Source organism: Pseudomonas sp. BIGb0558 (assembly GCF_024807515.1).
Lineage (GTDB): Bacteria > Pseudomonadota > Gammaproteobacteria > Pseudomonadales > Pseudomonadaceae > Aquipseudomonas > Aquipseudomonas yamanorum_A.
Genome location: NZ_JANUEW010000059.1, coordinates 1 through 12,037, shown reverse-complemented (window position 1 = coordinate 12,037; position 12,037 = coordinate 1). Strand labels below are relative to the sequence as shown.

The 12,037-nt window shown below is 61.7% G+C and carries 10 protein-coding genes; 5 read left to right on the top strand and 5 right to left on the bottom strand.

What is annotated here, in order from left to right:
* Positions 1-2: 2 nt before the first annotated feature.
* The 5 genes from M2400_RS31790 to M2400_RS31770 all read right to left on the bottom strand — a co-directional run bounded on the left by M2400_RS31790 (position 3) and on the right by M2400_RS31770 (position 4,659).
* Complete coding sequence (locus M2400_RS31790) at positions 3-446, bottom strand: hotdog fold thioesterase (protein ID WP_177042753.1); 444 nt, start codon at positions 444-446, stop codon at positions 3-5.
* A 31-nt stretch (positions 447-477) separates the two neighbouring features.
* On the bottom strand, positions 478-2,145 hold the full coding sequence (locus M2400_RS31785; protein WP_259201196.1) for an AMP-binding protein: 1,668 nt from the start codon (positions 2,143-2,145) through the stop codon (positions 478-480).
* Between the two features lie 684 nt (positions 2,146-2,829).
* A complete protein-coding gene (gene sixA, locus M2400_RS31780; RefSeq protein ID WP_177042755.1) occupies positions 2,830-3,279 on the bottom strand; it encodes a phosphohistidine phosphatase SixA in 450 nt (149 codons plus the stop codon).
* Positions 3,276-3,623 carry a DUF4389 domain-containing protein gene (locus M2400_RS31775; protein WP_259201197.1) on the bottom strand — a complete coding sequence of 116 codons (348 nt, stop codon included), beginning with the start codon at positions 3,621-3,623 and terminating at the stop codon, positions 3,276-3,278. Before M2400_RS31775 ends, sixA begins: the two co-directional genes overlap by 4 nt.
* Before the next feature lie 10 nt (positions 3,624-3,633).
* Positions 3,634-4,659, bottom strand: a complete 1,026-nt coding sequence (locus M2400_RS31770; protein ID WP_177042757.1) for an NAD(P)H-dependent glycerol-3-phosphate dehydrogenase — start codon at positions 4,657-4,659, stop codon at positions 3,634-3,636.
* A 195-nt stretch (positions 4,660-4,854) separates the two neighbouring features.
* On the opposite strand from M2400_RS31770, the gene M2400_RS31765 reads away from it, so the two are divergent.
* The 5 genes from M2400_RS31765 (at position 4,855) to fabB (ending at position 11,815) form a co-directional block, all read left to right on the top strand.
* Positions 4,855-6,987: a TonB-dependent siderophore receptor gene (locus tag M2400_RS31765; RefSeq protein ID WP_259201198.1), complete on the top strand. Its 2,133-nt coding sequence runs from the start codon at positions 4,855-4,857 to the stop codon at positions 6,985-6,987.
* Between the two features lies 1 nt (position 6,988).
* Complete coding sequence (locus M2400_RS31760) at positions 6,989-7,921, top strand: ABC transporter substrate-binding protein (RefSeq protein WP_259201199.1); 933 nt, start codon at positions 6,989-6,991, stop codon at positions 7,919-7,921.
* Positions 7,918-9,819 (top strand): ATP-binding protein, encoded by a 1,902-nt coding sequence (locus tag M2400_RS31755; RefSeq protein ID WP_177042760.1) that lies wholly within the window; start codon positions 7,918-7,920, stop codon positions 9,817-9,819. The genes M2400_RS31760 and M2400_RS31755 overlap by 4 nt, the downstream gene beginning before the upstream one ends.
* Before the next feature lie 248 nt (positions 9,820-10,067).
* Positions 10,068-10,583 carry a 3-hydroxyacyl-[acyl-carrier-protein] dehydratase FabA gene (gene fabA / locus M2400_RS31750; RefSeq protein ID WP_003210552.1) on the top strand — a complete coding sequence of 172 codons (516 nt, stop codon included), beginning with the start codon at positions 10,068-10,070 and terminating at the stop codon, positions 10,581-10,583.
* A gap of 11 nt (positions 10,584-10,594) precedes the next feature.
* Positions 10,595-11,815, top strand: coding sequence for a beta-ketoacyl-ACP synthase I (gene fabB / locus M2400_RS31745; protein ID WP_177042761.1), 1,221 nt, complete (start codon positions 10,595-10,597; stop codon positions 11,813-11,815).
* Positions 11,816-12,037 lie beyond the last annotated feature (222 nt).

Genomic DNA, 12,037 nt, shown 5'->3' with positions numbered 1-12,037 from the left:
GCCTATCGAGCCGGCGGGTTCTCGCCCAGCGGAACTACGGCCATGGTCAGGCGCGACACACAGCTGGCCTTGCCTTCATCGCTGGTCAGGCGGATATCCCACACATGGGTGGTGCGCCCGATATGAATCGGCTTGGCCACTGCCGTCACCCGCCCGCTGCGCAGGCCGCGCAAGTGGTTGGCGTTGATTTCCAGGCCCACGCAATAAAACTTGCTGGCATCGATGCACAGGTAACTGGCCATGGAGCCCACGGATTCCGCCAGCACCACCGACGCGCCGCCGTGCAGCAGGCCGTAGGGTTGATGGGTGCGGTGGTCGATCACCATGCTGGCGGTCAGGGACTCGTCGTCAAAGCTTTCAAAGCGAATATCCAGTACTTCACCGATGGTGTTTTTCTGGCTCGCATTGAGTTGTTCGATATTGGGTTGAGTGCGCCACAGGCTCATTGATCGGTCCTTATTGGTGTTATGTCAGTGCTCAATCCTGCCACAGCACGGCCTCGGAGCGCTCGCTCCAGGCATGAAACTGCGACCCGTAGGCAGATTCAATCACGTTGCGCTTGATCTTCAAGGTCGGCGTGAGGAACCCGTTTTCCACCGCCCAACTGTCTTTCACCACCACCAGTTGGCGCAAGCGCTCATGTTTATCCAGCACCTGGTTAACCTCTTCCAGCAAGCATTCGAGACTGCCTTGCAAAGCCTGGCGACCCGTGCCAGCAGCATCTTGCAGGCCCACCTCGGATAACACGCACAGGCCCATGGGCGCGCTCAAGCCATCGCCCACCACGCATACCTGTTCGATACGCGCATGCTCGGCCAGGCGGTTTTCAATCGGTGCCGGGGCCACATATTTGCCTTTGCTGGTCTTGAAGATTTCCTTGAGCCGCCCGGTCAGCCGCAGGCGGCCATCGGCGCCCTGCTCGCCCTTGTCGCCGGTGCACAGGAAGCCGTCGGCGGTGATGGTTTCGGCGGTTTTTGCCGGGTCCTTGAAATAACCGAGCATGGTCGCGCCGCTGCGCACCTGGACTTCGCCGTCGTCACCGATGCGCACTTCAACGTCCGGGCATGGCGGGCCGATCCAGCCGAGCTTTTGCTGGCCGGGGCGACACACGTGGGAATAGCCGCAGCTTTCGGTCATGCCGTACACCTCCAGCACGTCCAGGCCCAATCTCCGATACCAGAGCAACAAGGCCTCAGGTACCGGGGCTGCACCGGAGATCGCTACACGCACGGCGTCCAGGCCCAGCCCGGCGAGCACCTTGTGGCCCACGCGCTTACCGATGAAGGGCAGGCGCAGCAAGGTATCGAGGCGGCTTGCGGGGATTTTGCTGTAGACGCCCATCTGGAATTTGGTCCAGATACGCGGTACGCCGAACAGCGCCGTAGGCCGTGCCCGCTTGAGGTCTGTAAGAAAGGTGTCGAGGCTCTCGGCGAAAAACACGGTTTGCCCGGTGTAGATCGAGGCCATTTCCACAAACATGCGTTCGGCCACGTGGCACAGCGGCAGGTAGGACAGCAGGCGATCGCCCTCCCCCAGGCCGAACAATTCAGTACCACGGATGGCGGCAAATGCCAGGGCGCCGAAGCTGTGCATCACGCCCTTGGGCAGGCCGGTGGTGCCGGAGGTATAGATGATGGTGGCCAGGTCGGACGCCGCAGGCGCGGGGTTGTCCTGGATCGGTGAGCAGGTTTGCAGGTCGGCCCAGGTGAAATCGAATTCGCCTTCGGGGCATAGCGGCAGGCTGATGGTCGGCAGGTCCGCCTTTACCCCGGCAGACATGGAGGGCCAGTCGTCCAGTTTGCCGATAAACGCCAGGGCGGCTTCGGAGTGCTCCAGCACATGGGCGACGGAGTCGGCGGTCAGGTTGGGGTAGAGCGGGACCGAGACGTGGCCGGCCATCCAGATGGCGAGGTCGGCGATGATCCAGTGGGCGCAGTTTTTCGCGATCAGGGCGATGTGGGAGCCCTGGGGCAGGTCGCGGGCTCGTAGCCAGTGGGCGGCGCAGCGGGCCTGATGGCCGGCTTCGGCCCAGGTGAGGGTCTGGACTTCGCCGCCTTTGATGGGCTGAACCAGGAATCGTTGCCGTGGGTGGCGGGTTTCGCGGTCGAAGAAGACTTGCAGCGGCAAACGAATAGCGACAGACATGGACGCGCTCCTTTGTGTTCCGATGGTAGCCAACCAAGCACTTGCTTGGGTGGACTATTTCATGGGAGCGCGGGGGGTGCAAGTTCTGAAGTTTTGGGGGTATATCCGTTGCTGCGGTCAGGGCGGCTATGGGTTCCGCTCTTACAGCGGCTCACTTTTGAACAGCCGGAATGCCGGCCCAGTCAAAAGTAAGCAGAACGCTCTTGCCCCACCACTCGGCACCTCGCTAAGGCTCGGTGTGCCCGAACGCAGGCAGCGTGGTTTAACGGGGCGCCTAAGATCAAGATCAAAAGCTACAGCGGGCACGATCCCCTGTAGGAGCTGGCTTGCCGGCGATGGTCGTTAACGATGAAGCTGGCATCCTGAATGAACGCGGCGCTCTCAGGTTCTTCGCCGGCAAGCCGGCTCCTACAGAAAAGCGGCTTTTGCCTTTGCTTCTAACACTCAGGTCGGCTTTCAGGCCGCCGTGCTCTTGATCTGCGGGCCCCGTTAACCACGATGGCCTTCGTTCCGGCATGCCGAGCCTAAGCGAGGCACCGAGTGGTGGGGCAAAGACCTTTTGGTTACTTTTGGCTGGGCCGGCATTCCGGGCGTTTGCCAAAAGTGACCCGCTGTAAGAGCGGAACCCTAAGTGGCCGTTACCGCAGGAATGGATATGTACTCAATACCAAACCCAATCCCCACCTAAGGATTCCGAACCCCCAAAAGACTCATCAACCCAGCCAAAGGAAAATCCCCCTCCAGCTCCGCCAAACTCGCCGTACTCATAGGCTGCGGCTGCCGCAAATGCCCATGCTGCAAATAACTGATCAGCCCGCCCACAAACGGCTGATGGCTAACCAGCAACACATCATCGTCATTGTCGAGATGCTTGAGCACCTCCAGCGGATTACTCTCCGGCGTCAACCAGGGCACCGTCCGAACCTCGGGCTCAAACCCCAACGCCTCCCGCACCAACTGCGCGGTCTGCTGCGCCCGCACATAAGGGCTGGCAATAATCGCCCGCACAGGCTGCCCAATCAGATGCGCCGCACTGCGCAAAACCTCTTCGCGCCCATGGGCCGTGAGATTACGCTCCGCATCCGTGCGCGCATGCCCCTCGGCTTCACCGTGACGCAATACCCACACTTTCATAGCTTCGGTTCCTCATCACGCGCCGGATGCGGCGCCGGCGGCACGCTGTGGGCGGCCTCGCCTTCCGGTACACGGGGCGTCGGCCAATCAGCAAACGGCCAAGGCTTCTGGTCACTGTGAAAACTGCCAAACCGCCCAATCTGCGCCAAAAACTGACTCAAGCTGTCACCAAAATTCATCAGCCCAAGGTTCGGCGCGCCGTACACCAGGCGGTAAACCAGTTGCACCACCACCAGCGCCCCCAGCAGAAACTGCGTCACTTGCCACACCAGGGCAAACACCAGCATCCACAGGACACGCAGGCCGATGGATTCGTACTTGGGTGCTGCTTTCGGATCGTTCATCGCGCGTTCCTCAGTTGAAACCACTGGTGGAAATAAAGTCGACATCGGTTTTCGGCTCAGCCCGCATCAGCAACTCGATAACCTGATTCAGGGTACGCCCCTCAAACAGGATCGCATGCAAACCGGCCACCAACGGCATATACACCCCGACTTCCTGGGACTTGGCCTTCAGCACCTTCAAGGTGTTGACGCCTTCAGCCACCTCGCCCAAACGGGTGACGGCGTCTTCCAGGCTCAGGCCCTGGCCGAGGGCGAAACCTACCTGATAGTTGCGGCTTTTCGGTGACGAGCAGGTAACGATCAGGTCGCCCACGCCCGCCAGGCCAAGGAAGGTCATCGGGTTGGCGCCCTGGTTGACCGCAAACCGGGTCATCTCGGCCAAGGCACGGGTGATCAGCATGCTCTTGGTGTTTTCGCCCATGCCCAGCGCCACGGCCATGCCGGCGATGATCGCGTAGACGTTTTTCAACGCCCCGCCCAGCTCGACGCCAAAGCGGTCGGCACTGGCGTACACGCGGAAGGTGCGACCGTGCAGCACTTCCTGCACCCGCTCGCAAAGTTCTTCGTCTTCACTGGCGATCACGGTGGCGGTCAGTGCGTGCTCAGCCACTTCCCTCGCCAGGTTCGGGCCCGACAACACGCCAATACGCGCCTCGGGGGCGATTTCTTCAAGGATTTCGCTCATCAACTTGAAGGTGTGCGCCTCGATGCCCTTGGTCAGGCTCACCAGCAGCTTGCCCGCCAGCCGCTCGGCATGGGGCGCCAGCACCGAACGCAAGGCACTGGACGGCAGCGCGACGAAGCACAGGTCGCACTCGTTCAGCGTCGCCAGCAAATCAGTCACCGGCTCCACGGCCGGCAGAATCTTGATGCCTTTAAGGTAACGGGGGTTTTCCCGGTTGACCCGAATGGCCTCGGCTTGCTCGGGGTCACGCATCCATTGACGCACCTGATGACCATTTTCAGCCAGCAGATTAGCCACGGCGGTACCAAAACTTCCGCCTCCCAGGACCGCAATAGGGCGCTGTTCAGTCATATGCAATCCGTTAATCCATAGCAGTGGCGATGGCCGCATTATACGGAGCGACCCGCCTGCGGCCAGCCCCCGCGTCAATTCAAACGCTCGTCGGAAAATGCGACATTTGTGCGAAGTAATTACAGGGGCGACGACTGGCAAACGGCCCCACCTCAGTTAACATGGGCGGCTATCCGTAATTATCAAGGCCGTGCCGTGTCTTTGGGCCCTCCTCCTCGCTCATCCCTTTTGCTGACGTTGTTGTGCATGCCGTGGTGCAGTGCTCCGTTGCTGGCCGACGATCTGTTCCTCGACAGCCAACCGCTGCCGCAGGTGCTGACTGCCACCCGCCTCAAGCAATCGGCCGCCGCCGTGCCCGGCAGCATGACGGTGATCGACAGCGAGCTGATCAAGGCCAGCGGCGCGCGGGACATCCCGGAACTGCTGCGGCTGGTACCCGGGATGATGGTCGGCTACACCACCGGCAACCAGGCCGCCGTGAATTACCACGGCACCCAGGCGGGCGACGCCCGGCGCATGCAGGTGCTGATCGATGGTCGCTCGGTGTACCGCGCGGGCCTGGCGACGGTGGACTGGAGCGATATCCCGGTGGCCCTCGAAGACATCGACCGCATCGAAGTCTTCCGCGGCCCCAACACCGTCAGCTATGGCGCCAACGCGCTGATGGCCGTCGTCAACATCCTCACCCGCTCGCCGGCCAACAGCCACGGCACCCGCATGAAACTTACCCAGGGCGGCCGCGGGATCAACGACTGGTACGCCAGCCAAGGCATGGGCTGGGAAACCGGCGACCTGCGCCTCTCGCTGTCCGGCCAACAGGACGATGGCTTTGACAGCGACCGCGTGGGCGCCGACCGCCGCGACAGCCGTCGCCTGAGCCGCTTCAGCCTGGCCGTGAGCCAGACCCTGAACGCGCAACAAAGCATCGACTGGCAACTGGATGCCAAGGAAGGCACCAACCAACGCCCGTATACCTACCAACCGGTATTCGACGGGATTACCGAAGGCGGTACCAATTCCGACGTCAGCGCCAAGGACTACGCCGGTTCCCTGCGCTGGAACTTCGATTTCAACCCCGATCACAGCCTGTATATCCAGGGTTCGGCCCAGCAGTGGGATCGCCGGCAGATCTGGCGCGCCTGCGACGCCAAGGTCTCGTTCAGCCCGGAGTTGACCCAGTTGTGGCAGCTCAACCCCAACTATGCCGAGCGGCTGGCGCGGCACATGGATGCGTTCAGCAACGGTTCGGCGCCACCCGGCAGTGCCGCCGAACAGGCCTTGGCCAATCAGGTACTGGATCAATGGCGTAATGGCGCGAACCAGAGCGTCTGCGGCAACATCGACCAAAGCACCAAGGAAAGCCGCTACGACCTGGAGCTGCAAGACACCCTCAGCCTGTCCGACAGCCTGCGCCTGGTCAGCGGCATGAATTACCGCTACGACCGCGCCGACTCCGACACCTACTTCAACGGCACTATTGACGACACCACCTGGCGCCTGTTCGGCCACCTGGAGTGGCGCGCCAGCGAACACTGGCTGCTGCAGGGCGGCGCGATGTACGAAGACACCCACCTGAGCGGCAACTCGCTGACGCCCCGGGTGGCCGTCAACTACCTGATCAACCCGCGCCACGGCCTGCGCGCGGTGTACTCCGAAGCCATCCGCTCCCCGGACATGTTCGAGAACAACGTCAACTGGAGCTACCGCGTCACCAACCTCAGCTCGCCGGCCTACGGCCAGAACTCCGGGCAATACTTCGTGGTGACCCGCGGCCCGGGCAACCTCGACAAAGAGCTGATGCGCTCCCGGGAACTGGGCTACAACGGCTTTTTTGCCGACATCGGGCTGAACGTGGACGTGAAGCTGTTCTACGACGAAATCAGCGACATGGTCAGCGAGCCGCTGCGCAACAACCAGTACATCGCCAGTAACTCGAACAGCTCGCGCTTTACCGGCACCGAAACCCAGCTCGACTGGCACATGAGCACCGCCGACCGGCTGCGTGTCACCTATGCTTATGTGGATGCCAGCGCCACCAACCCGCTGGACAAACAGCAAACCGCCCGCAACAGCGGCTCGGCCGGCTGGATGCGGGAATGGGGCCACGGCTGGTCCAGCGCGGTGTTCTACTATGGCGACGACGCGCTCAACCAGTATCGCTTCGAACGGGTCGACCTGCGGGTGGCCAAGCGCATTGCCCTGGGCAAAGCCAACGTGGAGCTGGCCGGCATGTTGCAACAACGGCTCGACAATCAGCCCACCACCTGGCCCGACAACAACTATGACCAGCGCCACGTGCTCTACTTCAGTGCGGAGTTAGAGTTCTAGCATGAACCGCGCCCCGTCACGGATGACCCTCTCCTTTACCGCCCGACTCTGGCGGCGCTGTGTGTTGCTTGGGGTTTTATGGTTTGCCGCCCCGGCATGGGCGGCGGACATCCTGCTGACCGCCGAAGAAGATGGCCCGGGCGTACAAACCTTCGTGCAGGCCCTGGCCCGACAGCGCCCCGAAGACAGCGTGAAATTCACTCCGCTCAAGGACCTCCCCGCCCCCGCACACTTGCCCACCAGCACCCGCCTGATCCTGCTGGACCTGCCCAGCCTCGACTGGCGCCTGCAAGACACCCAGGGCCCGCCGACCCTGGTGCTGCGCATCAGCCGCCTGCAAGCCCGCCAGCGCCTGGGGGACAGCTTGCCGGCGAAGATCAGCCTGTTATGGAGCGACCCGCCACTGGACCGCCAACTGCGCCTGATCATCGGCATCCTGCCCCAGGCCCGGCGCATCGGCGTGCTCTATGGCATCGACAGCGAATTCCTGCTCAGGGAGCTGCGCCAGTACGCAGCGCCCATGGGCCTTGAGATCGTGCCCCAGCTTTGGGACAACATTAATGACAGTCGCCCGCTGCAAAGCCTGTTCAAGAGCAGCGACGTTCTGCTGGGTCTGGACGATCCCCAGTTGTACAACCCGAAAACCGCAAAAAACCTGCTGCTCAGCAGCTACGCGAGGCAATTGCCGCTGGTCGGGCCCAACGCCGGGTTCGTCAAGGCCGGCAGCCTGGCCAGCACCTACAGCGATCAGACCGACTGGCTGAACGTACTCGACCGGCTGCTGGACCATGCACCGTCCAGCTGGCCGCGCTCGCTTTACCCGGAACGCTTCAAAGTCGTGGGCAACCCGCAGGTTGCGCGCTCACTGGGAATCGAACAGGTGGACGAAACCAACGTCGCCGCCCGCCTGGCCGAAGGAGAAAAACGCCCATGACCTTTCGTCGCCGTTGGGACATCAACACCCGAACCCAGCTCATTACCCTGGGCCCGGCACTCCTGCTGACGCTGCTGTTGATCAGCTTTTTTACCTTCGTACGGATCCAGGACTTGCGCCAGGAGCTGGACCACACCGGCCAATTGATCGCCAACCAACTGGCGCCGGCCACCGAATACGGGGTGATTTCCGGCAACAACGACGTGCTCGAAAGCCTGTTGCGGGCGACCCTGGCCACGCCCCATGTGCGCTTCCTGGAGATTCAGGACAGTTCCGAAAACATTCTGGTGTATGTCGAACAGCCGTCGGAGAAGCACGATCGTTCGCTGTCGGTCAAAGTGTTCCAGGCGCCGATTCGTCTGCAACACATCCAGCTGGGCAATGACTTCTTCCAGGACAGCATCGCAGAGCCCAAGGCGCCCCGCGCGGATTACCTGGGGCGGGTGATTGTCGGCATGTCCAACGATGCGTTCAGCCAGCGCCAGCAGGAAATCCTGTTCAAGGCCGGGATTCTCGCGCTGTTCGCCCTGCTGTTTACCTTCCTGCTGGCGCGGCGCCTGGCGGCCAGCCTGTCGCAGCCGATCAGTGCCATGGGCAATGCGGTCAAGGCTATCCAGCAGGGTGACTACCAGACGCCACTGCCCATCGTCGATGACTCGGAGTTGGGCGACCTGTCGCGCCACATCAATAACCTGGCCGACGGTTTGAACCAGGCCAGTCGCGAACAGCACCAGGCCATGGCCCAGTTGATCCAGACCCGCGAAGAAGCCGAACGGGCGAACAATGCCAAGTCGGACTTCCTGGCGATGATGAGCCACGAACTGCGCACGCCGATGAACGGAGTGCTGGGCATGCTGCAACTGCTGGAAACCACCGACATGACCGAGGAGCAGACCGAGTACGCGGCACTGGCTTCGGAGTCCACCGAACACCTGCTCAAGGTGATCAACGACATCCTCGACTTCTCGCGCATTGAGCGCGCGGCGCTGGAGCTTGAGCACATTCCGTTCGACCTGGTGGAGCTGATCAGCAGTTGCGCCCAGGCCTTCCAGCATTCCGCCCAGCAACGCGGCCTGGCGTTGGAGGTGCCGATCCCGCAGGGCCTGGGCTCACTGCAGGTACAAGGCGACCCGACCCGCATCCGGCAGATTCTGGTGAACCTGATCGGCAATGCACTGAAGTTTACCGAGCACGGCACCGTCACCGTCGAACCCCACTGGCAGACCCTGGACCATGAATTGCTGTGGTTCACCTGCACCGTGCGCGACAGCGGGATAGGCATTTCGGCCGAGCGCCTGGAATTGATGTTCGATGCGTTCCAGCAAGCCGACAGTTCCATTTCAAGACGTTACGGCGGCACCGGGCTCGGCTTGCCGATTGCCCGTACCCTGGCCGAACGCATGGGGGGCACCCTCCGCGCCCAGAGCGAAGAAGGCCAGGGCTCGGTATTCACCCTGGAAATCCCGCTGGCGATCTATCAGCAGAGCCTGCCGGTGCTCGCGCCAAACGCTGAAGGCAGTGCCAGCACGGGCGAAGGGCGCAACGTGTTGCTGGTGGAAGACAACCCGGTCAATCGCACCGTGGTGGAAGCCATGCTGCGCAGCCTGGGGTTCGAGGTGAGCATCGCCACCGACGGTGCCGAAGCGATTCGCAGTGCCGAGAGCCTGATTTTTACCGCGATCCTGATGGACTGCCGACTGCCGGGCATCGATGGCTACGAGGCCACCCGGCAGATTCGCCAGTTGCCCGGGTGCGCCGACCTGCCGATCATTGCCCTCACCGCCAATGCCTTGCAGGGCGACCGCGAAGCCTGCCTGGCCGCAGGAATGAACGATTACCTGGCAAAGCCGTTCAAACGCACGGATTTGCAACAAATCCTACAACGATGGGTGCAATAGCAGGCCGCCATCAGCCAACTGCGACTGGCGTGAAAGACGAAAGTGCGGCAGTCTTAGGCACCCGAACGGGCCCGTAAACCGGCCCGGTTTATAATTTCAGTGCACAAGTGTACATTCATGACCTTGACGCTGTGACTTTCACTACAACGCAATAGTCTATGTGTAGGCTGCCGACATGAGGCATGAACGCTTCAGTCGGCCGGGAAGATTTGCCCTGCCCTGCCGCATGGGATTATTGAGGAGCTCGCATGACCAAACAAAACGCCTTTACTCGGGAAGACCTGCTGCGCTGCAGTCGCGGTGAGCTGTTCGGCCCAGGTAACGCGCAACTGCCCGCCCCGAACATGCTGATGGTGGATCGCATCACCCATATCAGCGAAGAGGGTGGCAAGTACGGCAAAGGTGAATTGGTCGCCGAGCTGGATATCACCCCTGACCTGTGGTTTTTCGCCTGCCATTTCGAAGGCGATCCGGTGATGCCGGGCTGCCTGGGCCTCGACGCCATGTGGCAGCTGGTTGGCTTCTACCTGGGCTGGCAAGGCCTGCCGGGCCGCGGTCGCGCCCTGGGTTCGGGCGAAGTGAAGTTCTTTGGCCAGGTCCTGCCGACCGCCAAGAAAGTCACCTACAACATTCAAATCAAGCGCGTCCTCAAGGGCAAGCTGAACCTGGCCATTGCCGATGGTTCGGTGACTGTCGACGGTCGCGAGATTTATACTGCCGAAGGCCTTCGGGTCGGCGTATTCACTTCCACTGACAACTTTTAAGGGTTATCCGCATGCGCCGCGTCGTTATCACTGGTCTGGGCATCGTTTCGTGCCTGGGCAATGACAAAGAGACCGTCTCCGCTAACCTGCGTGCAAGTCGCCCTGGCATCCGCTTCAACCCGGAATATGCCGAAATGGGTCTGCGTAGCCAGGTTTCCGGCTCCATCGACCTGCCCCTCGAAGAGCTGATCGATCGCAAGATCTATCGCTTCGTCGGCCACGCAGCTGCTTACGCCTACCTGGCCATGAAGGACGCAATCACCGATTCCGGCCTGAGCGAAGACCAGGTGTCCAACGTGCGCACCGGCCTGATCGCCGGTTCCGGTGGCGCGTCGACCTTGAACCAGATGGAAGCGCTGGACATCCTGCGCGAGAAAGGCGTCAAGCGTGTTGGCCCTTACCGCGTCACGCGGACCATGGGCAGCACCGTTTCCGCCTGCCTGGCCACGCCGTTCAAGATCAAGGGCGTGAACTACTCGATCTCCTCCGCTTGCGCCACCAGTGCTCACTGCATCGGTACTGCGGTAGAGCAGATCCAGCTGGGCAAGCAGGACATCGTGTTTGCCGGTGGCGGTGAAGAAGAACATTGGAGCCAGTCGTTCCTGTTCGACGCCATGGGCGCCCTGTCGACCCAGTACAACGAAACCCCGGAAAAAGCTTCCCGCGCCTACGACGCCAAGCGTGACGGTTTCGTCATTGCCGGCGGTGGCGGCATGGTGGTGGTCGAGGAGCTGGAACACGCCCTGGCCCGTGGTGCGAAGATCTACGCGGAAATCGTCGGCTACGGCGCGACTTCCGACGGCTACGACATGGTTGCGCCAAGCGGTGAAGGCGCCATCCGCTGCATGCAGATGGCAATGTCCACCGTTGATACCCCGATCGACTACCTGAACACCCACGGTACTTCGACGCCGGTTGGCGACTCGAAGGAAATGGAAGGTGTGCGTGCGGTATTTGGCGACAAGGCACCGGCGATCAGCTCTACCAAGAGCCTGTCGGGTCACTCCCTGGGCGCCGCCGGCGTTCACGAAGCGATCTACTGCCTGCTGATGATGGAAGGCAACTTCATGGCAGGTTCTGCCAACATCGAGGAACTGGACCCGGACGTGGCTGACATGCCGATCCTGACCAAGACCCGTGAAGATGCGACCATCAACACTGTGATGAGCAACAGCTTCGGCTTTGGTGGCACCAATGCCACCCTGGTGCTGAAACGCTGGCAGGGTAAGTAAGCCCCGCCGCAGGTTGATCACCTGAAAACGCCCCGACTGGTTCGGGGCGTTTTTTTTTGCGCCCTGAAAAGCATCGGGTGTGCAGGTGGTTTGGGGGCATATCCGTTTCTGCGGTCAGGGCCGCTATGGGTTCCGCTCTTACAGCGGCTCACTTTTGAACAGCCGGAATGCCGGCCCAGTCAAAAGTAAGCAAAACGCTCTTGCCCCACCACTCGGCACCTC

Excerpts from the sequence above, each read along its gene's own strand:
- M2400_RS31770 (WP_177042757.1), bottom strand. The coding sequence starts at position 4,659 with ATGACTGAACAGCGCCCTATTGCGGTCCTGGGAGGCGGAAGTTTTGGT.
- M2400_RS31755 (WP_177042760.1), top strand. The coding sequence starts at position 7,918 with ATGACCTTTCGTCGCCGTTGGGACATCAACACCCGAACCCAGCTCATT.
- fabA (WP_003210552.1), top strand. The coding sequence starts at position 10,068 with ATGACCAAACAAAACGCCTTTACTCGGGAAGACCTGCTGCGCTGCAGT.
- fabB (WP_177042761.1), top strand. The coding sequence starts at position 10,595 with ATGCGCCGCGTCGTTATCACTGGTCTGGGCATCGTTTCGTGCCTGGGC.
- M2400_RS31790 (WP_177042753.1), bottom strand. The coding sequence starts at position 446 with ATGAGCCTGTGGCGCACTCAACCCAATATCGAACAACTCAATGCGAGC.
- M2400_RS31775 (WP_259201197.1), bottom strand. The coding sequence starts at position 3,623 with ATGAACGATCCGAAAGCAGCACCCAAGTACGAATCCATCGGCCTGCGT.
- sixA (WP_177042755.1), bottom strand. The coding sequence starts at position 3,279 with ATGAAAGTGTGGGTATTGCGTCACGGTGAAGCCGAGGGGCATGCGCGC.
- M2400_RS31760 (WP_259201199.1), top strand. The coding sequence starts at position 6,989 with ATGAACCGCGCCCCGTCACGGATGACCCTCTCCTTTACCGCCCGACTC.
- M2400_RS31785 (WP_259201196.1), bottom strand. The coding sequence starts at position 2,145 with ATGTCTGTCGCTATTCGTTTGCCGCTGCAAGTCTTCTTCGACCGCGAA.